The sequence below is a fragment of the Anabaenopsis sp. FSS-46 genome (assembly GCF_029891665.1).
GTDB lineage: Bacteria > Cyanobacteriota > Cyanobacteriia > Cyanobacteriales > Nostocaceae > Anabaenopsis > Anabaenopsis arnoldii.
The window spans coordinates 1-23,358 of sequence record NZ_JANQDG010000061.1 but is presented as its reverse complement, the minus strand read 5'-3'; the positions used below and the strand labels follow the sequence as shown (position 1 = coordinate 23,358).

Here is a 23,358-nt window from a genome sequence, read left to right as displayed (position 1 = left end):
CAATAACTTGGGTGAAACCCGCTTCCTGTAATGGTAGAAGTAAGCTTGAACCTTTGGCAGTTATTCTTATTGTACATCTCTATGAAAAAATTCCACATTAAGGCAATCTTTGTATATTCCTCTAGTGATATTTACTCTTAATGTTTGAGTTGAAGTTATCAAAACTAGATATTAGTTATTGCTGAATTTTTCAATTTAAGCAGAATAATGGAATTGCCTATTTTTTACTTATATTAAGGTAAAACGATGCCTACCCATAATACTTACACGATAACTACCTATAATCTGCTGTATGACATCGGGGGGAGTTAAAATAAAAAAATACCCCCAGTAGTTAACTGAGGGATTCTGCAAGTCGGTATTGTCACACAACGATATTCGAGAATTTAATCATATTAAATCTTCAGTAAGAAAATATGCCAAATTGCCGAATTATTTGCGATCGCCATAACCCTATGTCTACTGGTAGATGACCAAATTCATTTTGGGGAATGGGTCATGAAACCGAAACTACGTTTAAGATCATCAGTAAAGGTATCTTTACTAGCTTTGGCATGAAACGTATTGTTTTGATTGCTGGATTTGAATCGTTTAATGCTGACTTGTACAAGAAGGCGGCTGAGTTGGCTAAATCACGGTGTGCTCTGGATATTCGGGTGTTTAGCGATCGCAATATTACCACTGACCCTGGGGAAGTAGAAGCAGCACTGGATGGGGCGGATGTGTTTTTCGGCAGCTTAGTATTTGATTATGATCAGGTTTTGTGGCTGCGATCGCGCATTAAGCAAATTCCCATCCGTCTGGTATTCGAGTCAGCCTTAGAGCTAATGAGTTTAACCCAGTTGGGTAACTTTACCATTGGCGGCGAACCCAAAGGAATGCCAAAACCAGTTAAATTCATCCTGGACAAATTCAGCAACGGAAGGGAAGAAGACAAACTTGCTGGGTATATTAGCTTCTTAAAAATCGGTCCTAAACTGCTGAAATTCATTCCAGTCAAGAAAGTTCAAGACTTACGCAACTGGTTAATTATCTATGGATATTGGAACGCTGGCGGTTCTGAAAACGTTGCTGCCCTATTCTGGATACTAGCAGAAAAATATTTAAATTTAAAGGTTGGCGACATTCCCCCACCGCAGGAAACCCCGAATATGGGGTTACTGCATCCTGAATATGAGGGATTTTTCACATCTCCCCGGGAATATTTAAAGTGGTATCTTCAGAGACAGACATCATCAAAAAGCGGGGAACATAGCCACACAACCACACCTATAGTAGGTATTCTGCTTTACCGTAAACACGTAATTACGCAACAACCATACATTCCCCAACTCATTCACCGTTTTGAGCAAGGGGGTTTAATTCCCTTACCCATTTTTATCAACGGTGTAGAAGGACACGTAGCGGTAAGGGATTGGATGACCACCGACCATGAAGCCCAGCAACGAAAACAAGGAAATATAGAAACTTACTCGCTGTCAGATCAAGCAGTCCAGGTAGATGCAATTGTCTCTACCATTGGCTTTCCCTTAGTAGGCGGTCCGGCCGGTTCAATGGAAGCAGGCCGCCAGGTGGAAGTAGCTAAACGCATCCTGACAGCGAAAAATGTACCTTATATAGTAGCAGCACCCCTGCTGATTCAAGATATTCACTCCTGGACACGTCAGGGAATCGGCGGACTGCAAAGTGTAGTGTTATATGCTTTACCTGAACTAGATGGGGCAATAGATACTATTCCCCTGGGGGGGTTAGTGGGTGAACAAATTTATCTGGTGCCAGAACGAGTACAACGGTTAATTGGTAGAGTGAAAAATTGGGTTTCCTTGCGGCAGAAATTGCCATCTCAACGTAAAATAGCGATTATTTTATATGGATTTCCCCCTGGTTATGGGGCTGTGGGGACTGCGGCTTTATTGAATGTTCCCCGCAGTCTGGTTAAGTTTCTCCACGCCCTCAAAGACCAAGGTTATGATGTTGGGGATATCCCCGAGGATGGGGAAGAATTAATTCGTCAGGTGAAAGCAGCAGATGAAGAAATGGAAACCTGGCAAAAAAATCAGCCTTTTCCCTCGTCTGCTAATACTGTTCATGTCCGTAAACTAGAAAGATGGTTGGGGTATCTGCTGACTTCCCGCATTGAAAAACAATGGAAGTCTCTACGGGGAACTGGAATTAAAACCTATGGGGAAGAATTACATATTGGGGGTATACAGTTAGGTAATATTTGGATTGGTGTACAGCCGCCTTTGGGTATACAAGGCGACCCGATGCGGTTAATGTTTGAACGGGATTTAACTCCCCATCCCCAATATGCGGCTTTCTATAAATGGCTACAAAATGATTTTGCGGCTGATGCTGTGGTTCACTTTGGGATGCATGGGACAGTAGAATGGTTGCCTGGATCCCCCCTGGGTAATACTGGTTATTCTTGGCCGGATATTTTATTGGGAGATTTACCTAATCTATATATATATGCCGCCAATAATCCTTCTGAGTCGATTTTGGCCAAGCGTCGGGGTTATGGGGTGTTAATTTCTCACAATGTCCCTCCCTACGGTCGCGCTGGTTTGTATAAAGAGTTGTTATCTTTGCGAGATTTAATTGCGGAGTATCGAGAAGACCCGCAGAAAAATTATGCTTTGAAGGAGGTGATTTGTAAGCAGATTGTTGATACTGGTTTGGATGCTGATTGTCCGTTTACTGATGCTCAACGTTTGGGAATTGCTTTTAGTCCTGAGAATGTGAGGATGTTTAGCGCTCACGCCTTTGATGATTATTTGCTGAAGTTGTATGAATATCTCCAGGTGTTGGAGAATCGTCTGTTTTCTTCTGGGCTGCATATTTTGGGGGAACCGCCGAATCAGGAGGAGTTGGCGGGATATTTAGAGGCTTATTTTGGCAAGGAACACCCACAGGAGGAGGAGTTAGTTACTGACTTGTTGATGCAGTCTACTGATGAGTTGAGGAGTTTGTTAAGGGGGTTGAATGGGGAGTACATTTTACCTGCGCCCGGGGGTGATTTACTGCGGGATGGTGCGGGGGTGTTACCTACGGGCAGAAATATTCATGCTTTAGACCCTTATAGAATGCCTTCTCCTGCTGCTTATGCTCGGGGGCGGGAAATTGGGGGGAAAATTATTGCCCAGCATTTGGCGGAACATAAAACTTATCCGGAAACGGTGGCGGTGATGTTATGGGGTTTGGATGCGATTAAAACTAAGGGTGAGTCTCTGGGTATCCTTTTGGAGTTGGTGGGGGCGGAACCTGTGAAGGAGGGGACTGGGCGTATTGTCCGTTATCAGTTAAAGCCTTTAGCTGAGGTGGGACATCCGCGCATTGATATTTTGGGGAATTTATCGGGGATTTTTCGGGATAGTTTTGTCAATATTATTGAATTATTAGATGATTTGTTTCAACGGGCGGCTGATGCTGATGAACCCGAAGAGCAGAATTTTATTAGAAAGCACGCTTTGGCTTTGCGGGCCCAAGGGGTAGAGAATAGTTCTGCAAGATTGTTTTCTAATCCTGCTGGTGATTTTGGTTCTTTAGTCAATGATCAGGTGGTTGATGGTAATTGGGAATCTGGGGAGGAGTTGGGTAAGACTTGGGAAGGTCGCAATGTGTTTAGTTATGGTAGACAAGATAAGGGTCAGGCTAGACCAGAGGTTTTAAATGCTTTATTGAAAACTAGCGATCGCATTGTTCAAGAAATTGATTCTGTGGAATATGGTTTAACCGATATTCAAGAATATTACGCTAATACTGGCGGTTTAAAAAAGGCAGCAGAAAAGCAACGGGGTAAAAAGGTGACTACCAGCTTTGTGGAAAGTTTTTCTAAGGACAGTACCCCCCGGAATTTAGATGATTTACTCCGTATGGAGTACCGCAGCAAGTTAGTCAATCCCAAATGGGCGCAAGCCATGGCTAATCAAGGTTCTGGGGGTGCATTTGAAATTTCCCAACGGATGACGGCGTTAATTGGCTGGGGTGGTACTGCTGATTTCCAGGATGACTGGGTATATGACCAAGCGGCAGATACTTATGCTTTAGATGCTGAAATGGCGGAGAAGTTACGCCGGGCTAATCCTGAAGCTTTTCGGAATATTTTAAGCAGAATGATTGAGGCACATGGGCGGGGTTTATGGCAAGCGGATGCAGATAAAATCGGTAAGTTGCGTCAGTTATATGAGTTAACAGAGGAACAATTGGAAGGTGTGACGGTTTAACTGTGTTCATCTGTGGTCGAATGCTGCTTAACTAATTGAACAACTGCGGCTGCTAAAGTTTCTGGTTGTACTGGTTTAGGTATGTGGATTTGAAAACCTGCGGAAATAGCCTGTTGTTGGTCAAACTCAGCGGCAAAAGCCGTTAAGGCGATCGCGGGAATTCTCCCTCCCATTTGTGAGGGTAATCCTCGAACTTTTCGTAATAATTCATACCCATCCATATAAGGCATACCAATATCGCTGACTAAAATATCTGGCTGGGACTTGAGGAGCATTTGCAATGCTTCCCAGGCTGATGCTACTTTGGTCACTTTCCCGCCATACATTTTCAGCACAAAAGTGATAAAATCAAGGGAATCAGGATTATCATCCACAACTAAGATTTTAATGCCATTTAAATCCAAAGTTCCTGTTTGCAGTATATTCTCTGTTGATATCTCTGGCCGGGATGATTTATCTTCAGTCACTACGCATCTACACAAAGGTAGTTTCACACTAAAAGCGGCTCCGTGCCCTTCACCTAAACTATTAGCCTCAACAGTACCGCCATGTAACTCTACTAACTGCCGCACAATTGCCAGTCCTAAGCCTAGTCCCCCAAATTTTCTGGTAATTGAACTATCCTCTTGACGAAAGTAATCAAATATGTATGGTAAAAAATCAGGGCTAATACCTTTGCCTGTATCACTGACTTGGATTTGAGCCATACAATGAGATTCTTCCAGGCGTACTTCCACTTTCCCCCCCGGAGAAGTGAACTTGACAGCATTAGACAAAAGATTCCAGACAATTTGTTGTAAGCGAGCCGAGTCACCGGTAACTTCCCCTACATTTTCGTCTAACATAGTATTGATGCTAATTTCTTTCGCAGAAGCTGCCAAATTAATACTGTCTAAAGCGGCGGAAATAGTCTTGGCTAGATTGATTTTAGAAACATTTAAAGTTAGTTTTCCCTGAAGAATGCGAGATACATCCAGTAAATCTTCAATCAATTCCACCTGTAATTTAGCATTGCGTTCAATAATTTCTATAGCTTGAGCAGTCTTAGCCTGATCTAGTTTGTTAGTTTTCAATAGCTGCACCCAACCGAGAATGGGATTAAGTGGGGTGCGCAATTCATGAGAAAGGACTGCAAGAAACTCATCTTTAATGCGGTTCGCCTTTTCAGCTGCTGCGCGGGCTGCTTGTTGCTGTTCCAAGGCTTTCCACAGTTCTGCTTCGGCGCGTTTCTGGTCATCAATATCAGTAGAAGAACCAAACCACTTGATAATTTCTCCTTTGTGATTACGTAAAGGAAAAGCTCGCCCTAAGTGCCAGCGATATTCCCTATCACTAGCACGAAGGAAACGGTATTCTACCTGATATTTTTGACCTGTACGAAGACATTCACGCCAAGTATCTAGGCACATTTGCACATCTTCGGGATGCAGTACAGATTGCCAGCCCCAACCTTGACTTTCCTCCCAATTCATACCTGTATACTCAACCCAGCGTTGGTTATAATAGTCTAACCAGCCATCTGGACGGGAAGTCCAAACAATTTGTGGGACAGCGTCTGCCAAGGTCTCGAAACTTAAATTGGAGGAATTATTCACTTTATTGTGGCGGTCATTTATGCCTAAATTTTTATTGATGGCGATCGCAGCATCACTGCTCAACTCATAACTTTCTTGGTTGTGCATTATGTTAAATTCCCTGAATTTAACGGGACTTATAAACTTTCCCTTCCCACAAGTACTCCGACATCTGTGTTAATTAACTCATGAGGACACCGCAGCCAGGGCATAACAGCTATAATATTGCCTCGAGTTCGTAAGGATAGATTTACGTGAGGTTGTATACAAGCCACGGACATCAGAACCACCCATTTAATAGTTAATATGCACTTGACATATAATAGCCCCCATAAACACAGTTTAACCTATAGTTAACCCGGATTTGATAGCAACTGACTTAATTTATTTAAAGTCGATAAAATAGGATAATTGTGATATTTCAGAGGTAATTCATAGGATTTATTGCTAACATCTTGACCTAATGCCATTTACCAGGGAGACTGAGGCAAACTTTTCTGTTTTCAGCCCATGTTATGCCAATTAAAAGTGAAGCGTATGACTGTTATAGCAACGGACATATTGGTTAGGACATCATCATTATGGTTTTAAGGGAACAGGGAACAGGGAACAGGGAACAGGGAACAGGGAATAGTGAGTAGGGAATAGTGAGTAGGGAATAGGGAATAGGGGATAGGGGATAGGGAATAGTGAATGTCCTAATTACCTTGGCGGTTGCTATATATATATGATCGAGTAATGGGCTATTTTTGTATGTAATTTACTATACTCTCAACGGGATGAGTTAGATTTCCCAATCCTTGGGTGTGTTCGGGTGTGTTCCCTTAAGTCCTCAGTAATTATCTCATCTCCATGGTCTAGTTTGTGATTACTGTTTTGATCAAGGAAGGGTTGAATAAATAACCCTTGTGTAGCCAATTTCTGGTTAATAGTTCTGAAACCTTGTTGGAGGTTAAAGCTACTATTAATTTGAATTTGAAAGGAAGACCCATGGGAAAATTGAGATATTGATTGGTATCGTGCAGACAGGTTTAATCCTGAAAGCATCGGTATAGCGAATGTAGCATTTATCCCTGAGCCATCGTTACTCAGACCGGCTCCTATTCGCCACTGTAATCCATTTTTCTGAGCATATTGCCAAGATAATTCTAAGAAATTTCTTTGAAATTGGGGAATGGGATTTGTCAAAATATCATAGTTTTTTTGATAACCTTGATATCTCAATGCGATTTGATTAGTCGCCACCCCAGTATTAGCTTTTGGTAAATTGTATTTAATTTCAGCATCTATTCCCGATAAATTAGTACGGAAGGTAAAAATAAAGTTTTTATATGCTTTGGCTAAATTCAAGGTATTATTAAAATTTAAGTTCTGATTTTTGTCTAATGATATCTGTGTATTGAAATTATCATCATTTTGGCGCAAACTAATTTGTAAACTACCAGTTCCTGTATTTTGAATGTTGCTAAACAACTGCATAGTTGTACTTTGATTCAAATTTAATTGATGGTTAAAATTTAATGTCTGTGAGTATAAATCTCCATTTAAGTTGATTTGTGTGTTGTTAGAAATGCGATATTTAATGCGGGTATAAATATTGCTGCCACGATTTGAGGGATATTTGATTCTGTCTTGGGTATTCGCACTCAAATAAACACTTAAAGGGAGATTTTGAGGATGAAAAAATACCTCACCAATAGCATTAATATTGCCATGATAAAATGCACCTATTCCTAATGTGAGACTTTCGGAAACTCCCCACTTTTTTTTGATTCCAGCTTGAAAATTAGAGAAATTGCCGATAATTTGGGAACTTTGGGGGAATGGGGGTTGATATAACCAACCAGCAGAAAATACAGAGGAACTTGTCCCAGAAGATAATTGTCCTGGTGTGAAAGCTAAATTAATTACTTTAACTTGGGGTTGTGCTGTTAATCTTCGTCGGGGATATTTTTCAATCACAAACACCCCACTACTGACATTAGGAAAGCGATAAATACCAGTTTCATCTACTAATATTTGACCTAAGATATTTTTAGTGTCACTCTGGGGACGGAGGACGACAAAAGTTCCGGGTTCGGCTTTTCCCTGAATGGTACGTTTAACGTCAGTAGCTTGGTTGCGTTGCTCTATATTAGTGCTTTGGGTAGGTGACAAGGTGTAACCATGGCGCTGGACTAATGACACTCCCCAGTATTGCTGAAAGAATGTCCTGGGCCATAATGTTTGTTGCTGTCCTACAATGTAGTCTTGGTGTGCATCTGAATTAACCCATTGAAAGGAATTAATTTGGAATTTTGGGTTTTCTAGTATATTTCCTTGTTGAACTCCTAAGCTCCATTCTCCCTGAAAAGCTGTACCAATGGCTTGAAAACTAGCTGAACTTTGAATGGTATGGTTATGAGAACTATTGAACTGTATAGCGTGTAAAAGATGACTAAAGCTAAATAGTGGACTTTTGACTTTTGGTAATCCATCTAATGTGATTATTTCGGGTTTTTTCCTGGTTATTTGAGAAGGTGTTTGATCTAACCAGGGAGCTTGAATGAGCAATGTATAACTGTTAATGTCAAATTTGACTACGACATCAAATAATTCTTGTATATCTTTAATTTTAAGCACTCGTCCCAATTCTGGGTCTAGAGTAAGTTCTTTGGGATTGATTCCCAGGATAAAATGAGCTGATCGGAGTTCTAATTGACCATCTGGTAGTTGAGAGGTTTGAATGTCTAGAGCTTGTAAAACTACTTCATAGGGTATTTGCCAATTCTCTAAGTCTACTGGATTAAGACCATCTTCATAACCCCGGACTAAGGTACTTTGTACTACTAGACGATTATTTACAGATATAGCAAGAGGTAAAATTTCTAACTGGTATTTGCTATGTGATTGTTGATGTAAATTAGTCAGGAAAGTTCGGATGATATCAGCTGGTAAGTTATTTATTACTAAAGTTGATTGAGAATTATGACGTGATTTCGCCTGGTGATATGAGGATGAAAAGATAATCGGAGTAAATTCCTGATGGGTGATTAATGTTGGTGTATGGTTCTCAAAGTCAGCTAGATTGTGGTTGTTAGGGTCTAGTTTTCCTTCTGGTGTCGAGAAGGAATTGATATTTTGACCATGATAATCTTGAGGATGAAAAATCACCTTCAGTCTATATTTAATAATAACTGCTGCCCGAAGGCGATCGCCTGTTCTGGGGTAGAAACTTTTCCCTCAGCTTGTGCAATGGCAATTTCTGTCAATAGTTCGCCTAATTTTGGGGAAGGGGGAATATTTAGTGCTATGATTAACTCATCACCACTCACTAATTTAGTGGGATGGGCAACCAGGTCATCAGGGTTCAGGTACCGGCTGATTAGTGGTGCATAGGCGCGTAGCGACTTGTGGACTGAGGTCGCCGATACCAAATTATTATTTATTAAGGCTAAAATTATTGTAGCCGCAAATACATTTCCTGCCTCTTGGAAGAAAAAATATTGTTCTCTCACAGACATATGAGGGGATTTGAGTAGGGGAAACAGCTTTAGGGCGGTGGTCACAGCCTGAATTTCAGCACGGCTGTAAGTGAGTGCTTGGAGTTGGATTTTAGCAACTTCTGGGTCAGGGTGAACTAGACAAGCAAGTTTAGCAATGCCTAACCAAGTAGTTTTGACTGTATCCCGGATATGCTGTTGTAATTTTACATCTAATTGTGGCCAATGTTGAGCAATCAAATCAGCTACTGTGTCTATTGTTGGCAATTTTTGCCAACTTTCGGGGGTAGCATGGGGAAAGAAAGGCGCAAGTAAATGATGTGAGGCGGCTTTAACTAGCCAAAATGTGCCTTGAGGATTTGCTAATAAATAAGCAATTTCTCCCCGTACTCGTTCGGGGGCGACTTGTGTGATCTGTGGTGCTAAGGTGGTAATAGTTGCCTGAGTAGTTGGTTCAATGGTAAAACCAAGTTGGGCGGCTTGACGATATGCCCGCATTAATCGCAGGGGGTCATCTTTGAGGTTAGCTGGTGATACCATGCGTAATATACGCCGTTGTAAATCATCATAACCGTGTAAGGGGTCGAAGATGGTTTGGGTATGGGGATGATAGGCGATCGCATTAATGGTAAAATCTCTTCTTGATAAATCTGCCTCTAAACTATCTCCCTCCTGTTGGGCAAAATCGGCTGTAGCGTTGGGAAATACCACCCGAGCGATTTGCCTTTCGGGGTCGAGTAGCACAAAACCAGCATGATAATGGCGGGCGATGGTGTGAGCTAACAGCACCGCCTGAGAGGGAATAATAAAATCGAGATCCAAATATTCACGAGTCTTACTCAACAGGGCATCACGCACTGCACCACCTACCATATAAGCAGATGGAGGGAGAAGTTGCCAGTTAAAAGGGCAATTTTCGGTAACTAGAGTGAGATTTCTCAAACTGTGGATTGTCATAAAAATCAACCCAACAACTAGTGAATACAACTTGGGCTTAAGTTACATTAACATTAACAGTAAAATAGGTTTTTGGAGTCAGTTCGATTATGTGTATTTGTGTGAACTGCCACTACGTAGACCGCTGTCAAACCTACCACGCGGTAGAAACACAGCACCAACAGCCGCACCTAACTAAAAATCCCACCTTTGATCCGAGTGAACCTTCCATCAACGTCAACATTCGTACCAGCCAAGATATCATTGAAATGGAGTGGGACGTGGTGGGTTGTTTGAGCTTTAAGCAGGAAGTGGGTAAGTGGTCAAAATTGCGTCCTGGAGAACTAGTACCAACCTGAACCAATACAATTATCATTGAAGGCGGCTACTACTGAGTGACGCAGGTAGCCGTTTGGGCAAAAATCAGGGCGATGTTTCCTCCTGTATGGATTCTTATCGTTTAATGTACTCAGTTGCTTTGTAAGTGTGATGTGCATCTAACATAGAGGTTAAATGACTGTGGAATATACCATTGTAATTAGCCGTGATTGAACAACTAGAAGACCTTGGAGCCAAACCATACGCATTATCCCTACACACAACCACTCCCTCACTGGGTTTGGCTATCAGTGATTTTAATAGTGAAAGTCGTGCTCATACTTGGGATTTGGGGCGTGATTTATCTAGTTACGTCCATCAATACTTAGTAGAATTTATTAAGCCCCACACTTGGGAAGAGTTAGGATTTATTGCTGTAGCTAAAGGTCCTGGTGGTTTTACCGGGACTAGGATAGGCCTTGTCATTGCTCGCACCTTAGGACAACAATTAAATATCCCTGTATTTACGATTTCTACCTTAGCGGCATTGGCTTGGGCTAAAAAACCTCAAAACCGGGAAAAATCGGGGGTAATAGCCGTAGAAATGCCAGCACAAAGGGGAAAAGTGTTTGGTGGGATATATGAACCATCCCCTGATAAGTCGAGCATCAGAGCCTTATTACCGGATACTGTATTCACACCGGAAGCATGGCAAGAAACCTTAGCTAACTGGCAGAGTGAATATAAACTAATTAAAGCTACATCTAACTTGGCTATAACTGTAGGCAGTATTTTGGAATTGGCTTATTTAGATTGGCAAGAAGGTAAACATCCCCATTGGTTCGATGCTCAACCATATTATGGGCAGCACCCCGTAGAAAATTAACATATTTTGACATCTTCTGCTTCTTTCCTGGGTGGAACAGCGAGAGACAGGTACAACCCATCCTCGCTGAGGATATACAACTAAGCTGTCAAAGAAGCGATCGCTTGTTCAACAGCTTGTAAAGCCAAATTGATTTCCGCCTCAGTGACAATCAACGGGGGTACGAAGCGGACAACCTTGGGACCTGCGGGTACTAACAACAGACCCTGATCTATAGCCACCTGCACAATATCAGCGGCGGTGATCTGAATATCTGCTTGTAACTCCATACCATTAATTAAACCCCAACCGCGGACTTCAGAAATCACATGGGGATATTTAGCGGCGATGGCGTTTAATCCATCACGTAACTGAGTACCCCTGGTTTCCACATTCTGCAAAATATTTTCTTTTTCCAAAGTCTGACAGACAGCCAAGGCCACGCCACAAACAAAGGGGTTACCGCCAAAAGTACTGGCGTGTTCTCCTGGTTGAAAAACATCGCAGAATTTCTTACTCATCATCGCCCCAATGGGGATACCGCCACCCAAACCTTTCGCACTGGTAAAGATATCTGGTTCTACGCCCAGATATTCATAACCCCATAACTTACCGGTGCGTCCCATACCAACTTGCACTTCGTCGAACATCAACAAAATACCAGTTTCATCACAAAGTCGCCGTAGCTTTTGGAAATAAGCCAGATCCCCTGGGCGGACACCACCCTCTCCTTGCAAGGGTTCAATTAGAATTGCGGCGACACGATAATCACCTTCATCTAACTCACTAATTGCTGCCTCAAAGGCACTAACATCGTTATAGGGAACATATTCAAAGCCGGGGACTAAAGGATCAAAGTATTTTTGATACTTCGGTTGTCCGGTGGCGGTGATTGTGGCCAAAGTGCGACCGTGGAAACTAGCATTGGCTGTGAGGATAATCGGTTTGTCAATTTCTAGAACCGTGTGAGCATATTTGCGGGCTAGTTTAATGGCTGCTTCGTTAGCTTCAGCACCGGAATTACAGAAAAATACCCGGTCTGCACAGGAGTGTTCAACTATCCATTGGGCTAATTGACCTTGTTCGGGAATGTAGTACAAATTAGAAACATGGTGCAGCTTTTGGATTTGGCGCGTTACCGCCTCTACCATAGCCGGGTGGGCGTGTCCCAGGGTGCAAGTGGCTATTCCGGCCACAAAGTCCAGATATTCACGTCCCTGGGTATCCCAAACCCGACAACCTGCACCCCGATCTAAGGCTAGGGGGAACCGAGCATAGGTTGACATAACAGCTTCATTGAAGCTATCAGGGTCAAAAGGGCTGGATGACATAGAATTTGATGTTGGGGGGATGGTAGCTTGCTCAATGAGAGTTTCGATACTCACGGCCGCGCCTCCTGATATCTCTTTAATTTTAATAGTCACTTACTAGTTTGCTAGAAATTATTAAAAATAACATTTTATTTATTAAATCTGATACTTTTTTCTAGGTTAACGGTTAAATATTCTGCCAAATAATGGTAACGGTAAAATAACTTTGTATTCCACACTTGAGAAAAAATACCGAAGACTCCAACAAGAACTGACCTTGGGGACTATTTCCCTGGGGGGCGTTTTTCTGACCGGTACTTTATGGTACAAGTTCATGGAGGGGTGGTCATGGGAAGAAGCGGCTTATATGACGGTGATTACCTTAACTACTGTGGGGTTTGGGGAGACTAATCCCTTGAGTAGACAAGGACGATTATTTACAATTGCCTTGATTTTGTTGGGTGTAGTCACTATTGGTTACATGATCAATAGATTTACAGAAGCCGTGATTCAAGGCTACTTTCAAGAAGGAATGAGATTACGGCAGCAGAGAAGGTTAATGGAAACCCTGACACAACATTATATCATCTGTGGATTTAGTCGCACTGGCCGTCAAATTGCTAAGGAATTTCAGGCCGAAGGCGCACCTTTTGTGGTGGTTGATTCGGATTTAGAATCTGTAGAACAGGCACAAGCACAAAATTACATAGCATACCAGGGCGATGTCACTTTGGATGATACCCTCTTGAGGGTGGGGGTAGACCGAGCGGTTTGTATTGTGGCGGCTTTACCTTCTGATGCGGAAAATTTATATACTGTATTGACTGCAAAAACACTGAATCCGAAAATTAGAGCGATCGCCCGGGCTAGTACGGAGGAATCGGCAAAAAAAATACAACGCGGCGGGGCAGATATCGTGGTTTCACCTTATATTACTGGTGGTAAGCGGATGGCGGCGGCGGCCTTAAGACCGCAGGTGTTGGATTTTGTGGATGGTTTTATCTCTAGTGCAGACCGCCAGTTTTATATGGAACAGTTTCTAGTAGACCCCCTGGTATGTCCTCTGGTGGGTCAGAGTTTAAAAGAAACAAGGTTGCGATCGCAATCTGGGGCTTTAGTGATTGCGATTCGCCGCGCTGATGGTAGTCTGATTGGCGGTCCGACTGGGGATACTATGTTATTACCTGGAGATACACTAATTTGCCTGGGAACATCAGAGCAATTACGTAGGCTTAACCAAATTCTCATCCCTATTAATGCTCAACCACGACACCGAGGGAGAAATATTTAATTAATCCCAACATTCAAGTAAAGCCTTTGGTGTGTGTCTAATAAAGTATACACCAAGCTCCCCATTCCCTGTTCCCTATTTCCCATTCCCCATTCCCTGTTCCGGTGTTCCCTATTTCCCATTCCCTGTTCCGGTGTTCCCTATTTCCCATTCCCCATTCCCTGTTCCGGTGTTCCCTGTTCCGGTGTTCCCTTGATATTTGATTTAAATTCAATTCCAACCGTGTAAGGGTGCAATCTCTTTAGTAAAAGTGGCGATAATTCTTGGGGGTGCAGCTGATATTAAAATACTCGGATAAACTGCTGCACCCCATAGGGGATGAATCAGTACACGACATTTGTTTTTCATGACTGGATAGTTGAGCAAAGCTTGCACTACTGCTGTGTCATTGTGGGGAATTTTTCCCGGACGTGACAGTAAAGGATAGCCAGTGCGAGGATCAATCAGGTCTGTTAAATAGCCGCAATCTCTGAGTTTAAATGCTAAATCGCAACCAAACCGCATAAAATTTTCTCGTAAGCGTTCTTTCTCTAATTCTATTGCGGTGGTTCTTTTTACTAGTTGATAACGTGATTGCTGTAAAACAATTACGACCCATATACAGGCTTGATTTTTCCAGTCTGGTAATATCTGTTCGCAGTTGGCACAGATATAATGGCTGGGGGGATGAATAGAAATCTGCACTGCTTGTCCTGTTTCGCCAACTAAATTAATAGGACAGGTTTGCTCCGATAGCGATAGCGTGGCGTTAGCCATAGTGTAAACTGGGGAATAGTTCACTATATTAATTCGGGTTTCGCAAGTTTTACATTAAACTATTGCTATGATGATAACTCTTAAAAGTTCATAAAACTCATGAAATTTGCATAATTATTGATGTTTCTTAAAATTTGTTGTGTATGAGTGTTGATTTTTTGAGTCTGATGTTTATGGTTTATTAGGTGATACGTATAAATTATCATACATTTAATACTTGTATGAGGGAAAATTCCCCCACTGGTAGAAAAATAAAGGTCAAAACCTCAAAGGTATGACCTTGATAGAAGACTGGTGTCTAATTAAGTTTGAGCGCATTAACTGGGACTTCATCCCAAGAGTTAACTATTCGCAATTGTGCTACCCAACCGGCTAATTTTTGGCTATCAGTCAAATTTTCTTCAAAGGATTGATGACAGTGTTTGGCTTGGGATTCATCACAACAAGCAATACAAGCGTGAATCATACCGGAAGGATCAATTTGCTCGTTTACCCAAATTGTCATAGGATACATCCCCCTAAGGTAATTTAATTTATGTTTTTAGAATACTACTCAAGGGTGGGACTTTCATAAACTCACAACTGCTGGGAATTAGAAAACATCAGCTGGGTCAGCTTTACGTAGTTTACCTATGGCGATCGCGCCGGAAATACTACACATGATGACTGTGAGAATAAATACAGTTATGGCTCGTTCTACCTTCATAGTTATGGGTAGCATGGTGGCGGCGTAGGTTAACTGATATAATCCAAATGAGAGGAACAAAGCGGGGATATAACCTAAAACAGCTAAAAATAACGCCTCTTGTAGCAAAACCCCCAACAGATAGCCATCGGTATATCCAATGGCTTTGAGGGTGGCGTATTCTGGTAGGTGTTCGGAGACATCAGAGTAAAGAATCTGGTAGACAATGACTATACCGACAATAAAACCCACTACCACACCTAAACCAAAAATGAAGCCAATCCCAGTACTCTCGGCCCAGTAAGTCTGTTCTATTTGGGCGAAATCTGCTATGGTTAATACGCTAATATCATTGGGTAAGCCGGCGGCTAGTTGCGATCGCATTTTCTCAATATTTACACTAGGTTTAAGTGTAATTAATCCTACCTCTATCTGATCTCTTTGGCGTTCGGGGAAGAGTTGTAAAAAGGTAGAGTCACTGGTAATGACATTCCCATCCGCAGCAAAGGAAGCACCATTATTAAATAACCCCCGAACACTGATGGCTTTATTATTGAGTTCTGTGTTAAAGTTACCTGTTGTTGCGAAAATATCACCCACTGCGCCATATTCTGGACGACCATCTTGATCAAACAGAACTTGATACAATGATTTGAGATGATGCTGATTTTGTACTTGGGGAAATTTAAACGCCGGTGCTACAGGGTCGATACCCCAAACTAAAATAGCACGATCCAAACGTGTTTGGGGATTGCGCCATTGTCCAGTGCCAATATAAACAGAATTTACTGATTGTACACCCTCATAACCCAATGTTTGATAAAGTCGCTCTCTAGAAAAGCTTTTGACTGAAAATAAAGTTTGAAATTGGGGATTAATTAAAACTAAATCTGCTTGTAGGTTCCGATGCGGTTTGGTAGCTGCGTCAAATAGCGCACTTTCAAACCCTAGCTGAATAAACATCAGCATATCAGCAAATGTAATACCTGCGACTGCGACTAGTAAACGAGTTTTTTCTTTCATTAACTGTCGCCATGCAAGGGGGGTTTTATGTAAAAATTTGAAAAACATATGAGAGGTTGTTTTATAACTTTTCAACAGGTAAATTGCATCTTAGGGAACAGGGAACAGGGAACAGGGAATGGGGAATGGGGAACAGGGAATAGGGAATGGGGAATGGGGAATGGGGAATGGGGAATGGGGGGAAGCAATAAAATCAAGTCCTATTCCCTTCACAAGGGGAGGGTGAGGGTAGGGTAAAACAATATTTGATACACTAATCATACCTTTAAAACATCCTCTGAGTGTTATAATTCAATGGCTGTTTGCACTTGTAAGTTAGTTAATCCCGCTACTTTTTTACTGTCTGTGGGATCTAGGCGAATTCTTACCTCAATGACTCGACTATCTAGGTTTTCCCCTGGTTGGTTGCTAAATACGTTTTGTCTATTTACCTGTAAGCCAATTTGAGAAACTGTCCCGCGCAATTCACCATTAAATGCTTGACTGGTAACTACTGCTGATTGTCCTAGTTGAATTTTACTAATATCGGTTTGATATACTTCTGCTATGGCGATCATTTGCTGGGTTTGTGCTAGTTGCGCGATTCCATCATCCCCAATTTTTTCGCCCTTGCGGGCTTGAATTTTGAGGATTTGTCCCTGTATTGGTGCTTTAATATAGGCAGATTCTAAGTCGGTTTTCATTTGTTTGAGTACGGCGGTTGCATTCTCAATTTCAGTTTTGGCTAGTTCTATATCTACGGGGCGAATTTCAGCAATACTGTTGAGTCTGGCTTTTGCTTGTGTGATTTGTTTATTCCCGGTGGAGTTGATGCGCTTGAGCGCGACTTGCGCTTGGGTTAATTCTCTGGTTGCTGTGGAGTTAATGCGATTGAGAACTGCTTGCGCTTGTTTTAGTTGCTGTTGTGCGATGTCTAAACTTAAGCGTTTATTGTCAAATAAAGAATGAGAAATTACTCCCTGAGCAGATAGTTGCTGATAACGTTGATATTCCCCTTGGGCGTTATTCAGTTCTGCTTGCAGTTTGTTAATTGTCGCCTCTTGTGCTATCCTTTCCCCTAGCCATTGTGCTTCTATGCGGGCGATCGCTTCTTGCTGGGCGATGATGTCTGTTTCTAACTCAGCTTGTAAACGTTCAATTGTTGCTTGTTGCGCCTGAATTTCTCCAGTTTTAGCCCCAGCTTGAATTTGAGCTAGTTTAGCAACAGCAACTCTGAGCTGTTTTTCTGCTTGGACTACAGCAGTTTGCAGACGGGTTCTTGAGTCGAGAATTGCTACTACTTGCCCAGATTTGACTGGCTCTCCTTCCTGTACTAAAATCTCAGCTATGCGATCGCCATCTAATTGTAGTGGTGCTGATAGGCTAATTACTTCTGTTTCTGGTTCTAGTCTTCCTAATGCGGTAACTCTGGTTGCAGTTGGCTGATTTTCTTGGGCTACGGTATTTTCACTACTTAAATTAAACTGGGATAGTCCATAAATAGCAATTCCCGATGTGATTACCGTTGCACCTACCACTAATATGATTAACTTTTGATGGGGAATTTTAAATCGCACATTTGGGGACATTTTTACCTCTTTAATTAGTGTGCTTGCGATCGCTGGGGTTTAGGAGTTACAGCGCGCTTCATCGGGGTCAATGCAGAGTCAGTGACCCACTATGATTTGTATGTGCCTAATTCTGAGTCATCTTACTAAAAACCCGGTAGTAAAACCATGTAGTTGCTTCCTTGAGAGGAAACAGCAAATAGGTCAGAGGATTGATAGTGACAATAATATTTCGGTAATCTCGCCGTGCTAAAAACAAGATACCACGAGCCACCTGCTGGGCTGACATGACTCCATAGGGATTTAGTGAACTTTTGAACGGACCGAGTATTAACTTACGAATTACACAACTTCCATCTAAACGCTTGAGGGTAACAATATTCCCTAATGTGCGTTTACTCAGTTCATACAGGGGACTGAAAGCGGGGGAAACTTCAGCTTCGGAAGTATTCACCCAAATTTCCTTGGTGGCTTTGTCTTGGGGTCCGGTGACTGTAGTTAGAAATATATCTATCAGTCGCACTGCGGAAAAAGTGTTCACCTCATAGGAGGTGGCGATCGCCTCCGGTGTGCGATTGTTGTAGACATTCACACCGTGATTAATAATCAAGATATCGACTTTCTTCAAACTATCCTTAAGTTGGGCTTCATTCCCCAATTCCCAGGAAAGCACTTTGAAATTACTCTGGGGTGCTAATTTTTCGGGGTTGGTGGTTAAGGCGACTACTTTAGCATTATGCTTGAGTAGTTCTGCTGCTAATGCTTGACCCAGAGCGCCGGATGCTCCTGTTAAAGCGACGGTTTTACCTTTCAGGGATAGTCCTGTACCCAGTATTTTATCCACTAGGGGAAATACACCACTGTAGTAAGCATTGACATCATCAAAATGATGTCGCCAATGGTAGGAACGATTGACCCACCACACAGAAGGGATGATTTGTAAAGGTCCAGGTAAGTGGTTGTAGTCTGTATCGATTTTACCAGAAAAATACCGCACAGAAGCGCCATACAAGAAAGTACAGCCATAAACTACTCCCAGCCATAACCCCATGTGGTTAACCAGTAAGGCAATGATTGTTAAAACCACCACTAGTAAACCGGACTCAACCACATCATGATACAGTTGGGAATCCTGGTAAGCTTGTAGGGAGACTATAGACAAATCCCGCCGATATACTTGATGATGCTTATTGTGCCATTTAGCTAACCATTTCACCTGGTGACACAAAACATGGTAACTATCTCTGAATACTTCGGCCAGGAGCAGTGAAAACACTCCCCACCCAGCAAACTGCACACAGGTATTTACCACCACCCAATTAATTGGACTGAATATAGTCATCTTTTCCAGCACACCACTTAATCTTAATCTTTCTTTATATTCTGACAAGAATAGGATAACTTGGATTGACAAAAAAGATTACTGGGGAAATTTTTGTTATCCCAGACTTGCCATTTTAGGGCGCGGTGATAAATAAAATATTGAGGTAAGACTGAAATGTCTATACCCCTGAAGGCGACACCCGGATTTGAACCGGGGGATAAAGGTTTTGCAGACCTCTGCCTTACCACTTGGCTATGTCGCCGCTTTCATATTTGCTGATGATAACACATTCCACAAATTTACGCCATACGTCTGAGGAAATTTTTCTGGAGTTGAGGGAATTTAGTGGTTAATGGCATTTTAACACCCCGGGAGATGGTAAGGCGAGATAAAGATATATAGGGAAAGTGTGAGGAATTGATGAATTTTTGGCAAATATGCGTGACTTAAAATACAAAAAAAAATACAATTTCACTCTTAAGATGGATAAAAATTCAGAGATTTTGATAAATTCCATGTTGATTGATGGTTTTTAGTTCTATGGTGACATTAAAGATCAGTATGACCCGGGTGAGTTACTGCCAAGACAGAATCAGATATTCAGCAAATATGATAATCAGTGAAAATGAATCAAGTATCTCCCATGTCAATTGTCCAAATCACGGATATACATCTGTTTGGCTCGGAAAATCATAAAATGCTGGGAATGCCTACTATAAAGTCTTTCCAGGCTATTGTAGACAAATTACACGCATTCGGGAATGAACTTGATCTACTGCTAGTGACGGGAAATTTATCTGGGGATGGTAATCTTCAGTCTTATGACAATCTCCAAAGTCTGCTGAACCCACTACGAATACCTGTTTATTGGTTACCGGGAAATAATGACTGTGCGATCGCCATGGATAATATCTTAAATATGGGGATGATTTCCCGGCGCAAGTCTTTTAAGCGGGGTGGGTGGAATTTTATTTTACTAGATTCTTGTGTTCCCGGTTGTAGCCATGGTTATCTTGCGGGTAAAACTCTCGATCGGCTCAACCGTGAGTTGACAATATTGGGAGATCATCCCACTTTAGTGGCGCTACATCACCCCCCTTTTGCAGTCAATTCACCGTGGTTAGATCATAGCAGTTTGCAAAATCCCCAAGAATTATTTGCTGTTCTCGATCGCCATCCCCAGGTGAAGTTAGTCTTATTTGGTCACATCCATCAGGAATTTCAACGCCAACGCGGCCAAGTTCACTACCTGGGTACTCCCTCGACGGGACTACAGTTCCGCACCCAAAGCCCTACTTTGATGATTGACTCAAAATACCCGGGTTTTCGGTTGTTAAAACTCTACCCCAATGGGATGTGGGAAACTACAGTAGAAAGAGTTCCTTATTTCCAGCCATTGGAGTTAGTTGCTACAGTATCTTAATTGAACTATATTTGTGTTACCTATATTACCTCATCGGCAAAAGTTTGGCGACGGACAAAGTAAAATGGACCTGCGACAGAACCCCAAATATGTTGGTTAGTGTCTAAATCCCGGCCTCGGTCAAGGCTGATAAATTTGTCTTCGTCAATTTCAAATTCACTATCTAGGTAGGTTTTTTGTCCTTTACGAAAAACAATACAACCTTTACCGGGTTCTACCTTACCTTTGAAGCTGTTACCAGACCACTCTACAATCATATTACATCCTGGTAGCTTTTCTAAGCAGTCCTTAGTTAAAGTTTGTAAGCGTGGGAGGTTACGGGATGCGCCATAAAAATTTTCTTCTGATTTGACGGTGTAGTTTTCAATCTCGATGCGATCGCCAGCGTTGACCAATTTTAACACCCGCACACGGTAGGGGTCATTGAGCATATAATCATAGGCTTGTTCGACAAATAAACTCACCCCTGATAATAATTCTACAGGTAGGGGGCGCATACACACGCGAATATGGGCAAAAAAGGGCGGATTTTCAAAGGCTTGTGCTTGATTACTAAAATCAGCCGCCATCCAGCGGGCTAAGGTGGTAAGATCCATGGAATTAGTAATTACAGATGTTAATTTAAATTATCTAGCTTTATTTTAAGGCTTGGGATGATCACATCTGAGGTAAATTATCGATGCTCAGGCACTTGTATATTACTGTTAGTCTAGTTATCCTCTGTCAGTTTCATACTGCGGTTACCCTAGCACAGGCTCAATTTACGCCCAATCCCCTAGAACTTACCACACCTGACCCACTGCTACCGCCTTTGAGGGATAAACAGCAGTTAACTATCCCACAACGGGAAAACTTAGAGAGGGCTTTAGATGCTTTGAATCAGGAAGCTACAGCTAAATTACAAGGGGGAGACCAACCAGGAGCTTTTGCGATTTGGAACCGGGAAATACGGTTACGCCGCTATTTAGGTGTATTCGCGGAAGTAAAAGCCTTGTCCCGGTTTGGTGCGATCGCATGGGGTGAAAATGACAGGGAGCAAGTAAGATATATTACACAGCGGCTACAAACTATCCAGCAGTCAGCCCAAAAAGCTAAGGGTTTTGATTGGGAATTAATGCGATCGCTCGGTGAAGCATACCAGCAAGTGCGATCGCCTAAATTAGCTTTACAAGCCTATGAGCAAGTTTTAACAGTAGTACAACAGCAACAAGATACAGCAGCAGTATTGCAAACCCTGACCACAATTGGCGAACTCCATTTGAGTTGGTTCGATTATCCCCAAGCTGCGGCCACCTATGAGCAATTATTCAATTTAACTGCTAACCAGGGCGATCGCGCCAGGGAGTTAGTATATCTGCAACAGCTAAGTTATATATACCAGCAGCACCAACAACCCCAAGCAGCAATAGATACCCTCCAGAGAATAGTAAAAATTTACCAACAGGAAAATAACCTGACTAAAATAGCAGAATTACAACTCGCCATCGGCACTAATTATCAACTCCTCGCCCAAAAAAATCCTAGTTTACTCAAACAAGCATTCAACAACTATCAACAAGGTTATATTATAGCCATGGAATCGCGGCAATATGTTCGGGCTGGGGAAGCTTTACAAAAAATAATTTCTTTATATATTGACCAAGGACAAACAGACGCAGCTTTACAAGTCAGCCAAATTTTAATAGAAACCCAAGAGCAAGCCATGAATTATTATGGCATGATGGCGGCTTATGATCAAATGGGTCAATTGTATTTACAAACTCAGGACTATTCCCAAGCACTCATAGCCTTTGAAAAAGGATTAGAACTGGCTCAACAACTCAAACATCAAGAAACATACTTTATCCAGCAGATTGAGAAAGCCTCAAAATATAGCATTTCCCATGCTCGTGAGGTACAAAGTTGTTTAGTTTCAGGGAACAGGGAATATTGTTGTACTTTCTTAGTTTAGCCTATTGGTAGCGTCAATCTCCATATGCTAAAAATTTCAACATTTCTTCAATACAATTAATCATTTTGTAGAAATACTTCACCCAATATCCCCATTCACCATCCCATGAGGTAAATTAATATCATAAGTATTCCCTAGTATTCCCTGGTTACTCTGATGATAAAAAAATTAATAGAAGTCGCCCTACCCCTAGAAGCCATCAACCAAGAATCAGCCAGGGAAAAATCCATCAGACACGGACATCCTTCCACACTCCATTTATGGTGGTCAAGAAAACCTACAGCCACTTGTAGAGCCGTATTATTTGCTTCCTTAGTCGATGACCCCTCTAGTCACCCCGACAAATTCCCCACAGAAGCAGACCAAGCACAAGAAAGACAACGCCTATTTGATATCATTGGCAAAATTGCTACCCTAGAAAAAAAAGGTAAACAAGAGCAAGTAGTACAAGGTTTAGTATCCTGGGACAGTATCAACAAACCGGAAATTATCCAAACCGCCCAAGCAGAAATCGCCCGCTGTTTAGCCTGGAGTCGCAACGAAACACCACCCACAGAACCCGCAAAAGTACTGACATACCTACAAACCTACGCACCCCCAGTTTATGACCCCTTCTGTGGCGGTGGTTCCATACCCCTAGAAGGACA

General features: G+C 42.1%; 17 protein-coding genes and 1 tRNA gene. 7 read left to right on the top strand and 11 right to left on the bottom strand.

Translation table 11 applies throughout. The features are described from left to right. Positions 1-554: 554 nt before the first annotated feature. On the top strand, positions 555-4,226 hold the full coding sequence (gene bchH / locus NWP21_RS06355; protein WP_280792035.1) for a magnesium chelatase subunit H: 3,672 nt from the start codon (positions 555-557) through the stop codon (positions 4,224-4,226). Here the strand turns inward: bchH and NWP21_RS06350 are convergent. The 3 genes from NWP21_RS06350 to NWP21_RS06340 all read right to left on the bottom strand — a co-directional run bounded on the left by NWP21_RS06350 (position 4,223) and on the right by NWP21_RS06340 (position 10,239). Further along, a complete protein-coding gene (locus tag NWP21_RS06350) occupies positions 4,223-5,908 on the bottom strand; it encodes an ATP-binding protein (protein ID WP_280792033.1) in 1,686 nt (561 codons plus the stop codon). The two genes, bchH and NWP21_RS06350, sit on opposite strands and share 4 nt — an antisense overlap. 663 nt (positions 5,909-6,571) lie before the next feature. Then, positions 6,572-8,953, bottom strand: coding sequence for a hypothetical protein (locus NWP21_RS06345; RefSeq protein ID WP_280792032.1), 2,382 nt, complete (start codon positions 8,951-8,953; stop codon positions 6,572-6,574). A 2-nt stretch (positions 8,954-8,955) separates the two neighbouring features. Beyond that, positions 8,956-10,239 carry a CCA tRNA nucleotidyltransferase gene (locus NWP21_RS06340; RefSeq protein ID WP_280792031.1) on the bottom strand — a complete coding sequence of 428 codons (1,284 nt, stop codon included), beginning with the start codon at positions 10,237-10,239 and terminating at the stop codon, positions 8,956-8,958. An 89-nt stretch (positions 10,240-10,328) separates the two neighbouring features. Here NWP21_RS06340 and NWP21_RS06335 point away from each other — a divergent pair, with 89 nt between their 5' ends. Together NWP21_RS06335 and tsaB are read left to right on the top strand one after the other, a co-directional pair. After that, entirely contained in the window at positions 10,329-10,577 is a 249-nt protein-coding gene (locus NWP21_RS06335) for a Ycf34 family protein (protein ID WP_280792030.1), read from the top strand. 185 nt (positions 10,578-10,762) lie between these two features. After that, positions 10,763-11,422, top strand: coding sequence for a tRNA (adenosine(37)-N6)-threonylcarbamoyltransferase complex dimerization subunit type 1 TsaB (tsaB, locus tag NWP21_RS06330; protein ID WP_271734794.1), 660 nt, complete (start codon positions 10,763-10,765; stop codon positions 11,420-11,422). An 80-nt stretch (positions 11,423-11,502) separates the two neighbouring features. Here the strand turns inward: tsaB and NWP21_RS06325 are convergent, their stop codons facing one another. Further along, positions 11,503-12,786, bottom strand: a complete 1,284-nt coding sequence (locus NWP21_RS06325; protein ID WP_280792056.1) for an aspartate aminotransferase family protein — start codon at positions 12,784-12,786, stop codon at positions 11,503-11,505. A gap of 151 nt (positions 12,787-12,937) precedes the next feature. Here NWP21_RS06325 and NWP21_RS06320 point away from each other — a divergent pair, with 151 nt between their 5' ends. Further along, positions 12,938-14,002 carry a potassium channel protein gene (locus tag NWP21_RS06320; RefSeq protein WP_280792029.1) on the top strand — a complete coding sequence of 355 codons (1,065 nt, stop codon included), beginning with the start codon at positions 12,938-12,940 and terminating at the stop codon, positions 14,000-14,002. Positions 14,003-14,212: 210 nt separating this feature from the next. Here the strand turns inward: NWP21_RS06320 and NWP21_RS06315 are convergent, their stop codons facing one another. From NWP21_RS06315 to NWP21_RS06290, 6 genes are all read right to left on the bottom strand, one after another. Further along, positions 14,213-14,758: a methylmalonic aciduria and homocystinuria type D protein gene (locus NWP21_RS06315; RefSeq protein ID WP_280792028.1), complete on the bottom strand. Its 546-nt coding sequence runs from the start codon at positions 14,756-14,758 to the stop codon at positions 14,213-14,215. A 298-nt stretch (positions 14,759-15,056) separates the two neighbouring features. After that, the gene (locus NWP21_RS06310) at positions 15,057-15,263 is read right to left on the bottom strand and encodes a glycogen debranching protein (RefSeq protein ID WP_200986888.1); all 207 of its coding nucleotides are present in this window, start codon (positions 15,261-15,263) and stop codon (positions 15,057-15,059) included. 87 nt (positions 15,264-15,350) lie between these two features. Then, positions 15,351-16,514, bottom strand: a complete 1,164-nt coding sequence (devC, locus tag NWP21_RS06305) for an ABC transporter permease DevC (RefSeq protein WP_280792027.1) — start codon at positions 16,512-16,514, stop codon at positions 15,351-15,353. 236 nt (positions 16,515-16,750) lie between these two features. Beyond that, positions 16,751-18,034, bottom strand: coding sequence for an ABC exporter membrane fusion protein (locus tag NWP21_RS06300; protein WP_280792026.1), 1,284 nt, complete (start codon positions 18,032-18,034; stop codon positions 16,751-16,753). 106 nt (positions 18,035-18,140) lie between these two features. Beyond that, positions 18,141-19,355 (bottom strand): bifunctional sterol desaturase/short chain dehydrogenase, encoded by a 1,215-nt coding sequence (locus NWP21_RS06295; RefSeq protein ID WP_280792025.1) that lies wholly within the window; start codon positions 19,353-19,355, stop codon positions 18,141-18,143. A gap of 172 nt (positions 19,356-19,527) precedes the next feature. Then, a tRNA-Cys gene (locus NWP21_RS06290) sits at positions 19,528-19,599 on the bottom strand. Positions 19,600-19,962: 363 nt separating this feature from the next. On the opposite strand from NWP21_RS06290, the gene cpdA reads away from it, so the two are divergent. Then, positions 19,963-20,760: a 3',5'-cyclic-AMP phosphodiesterase gene (gene cpdA / locus NWP21_RS06285; RefSeq protein ID WP_280792024.1), complete on the top strand. Its 798-nt coding sequence runs from the start codon at positions 19,963-19,965 to the stop codon at positions 20,758-20,760. 20 nt (positions 20,761-20,780) lie between these two features. On the opposite strand, the gene NWP21_RS06280 is transcribed toward cpdA, so the two are convergent. Beyond that, positions 20,781-21,368, bottom strand: a complete 588-nt coding sequence (locus NWP21_RS06280) for a chromophore lyase CpcT/CpeT (RefSeq protein WP_280792055.1) — start codon at positions 21,366-21,368, stop codon at positions 20,781-20,783. Between the two features lie 71 nt (positions 21,369-21,439). On the opposite strand from NWP21_RS06280, the gene NWP21_RS06275 reads away from it, so the two are divergent. Beyond that, on the top strand, positions 21,440-22,711 hold the full coding sequence (locus NWP21_RS06275; protein ID WP_280792023.1) for a hypothetical protein: 1,272 nt from the start codon (positions 21,440-21,442) through the stop codon (positions 22,709-22,711). Positions 22,712-22,867: 156 nt separating this feature from the next. After that, on the top strand, positions 22,868-23,358 hold a 491-nt coding region (locus tag NWP21_RS06270; RefSeq protein ID WP_280792022.1), incomplete at its 3' end, for a DUF1156 domain-containing protein.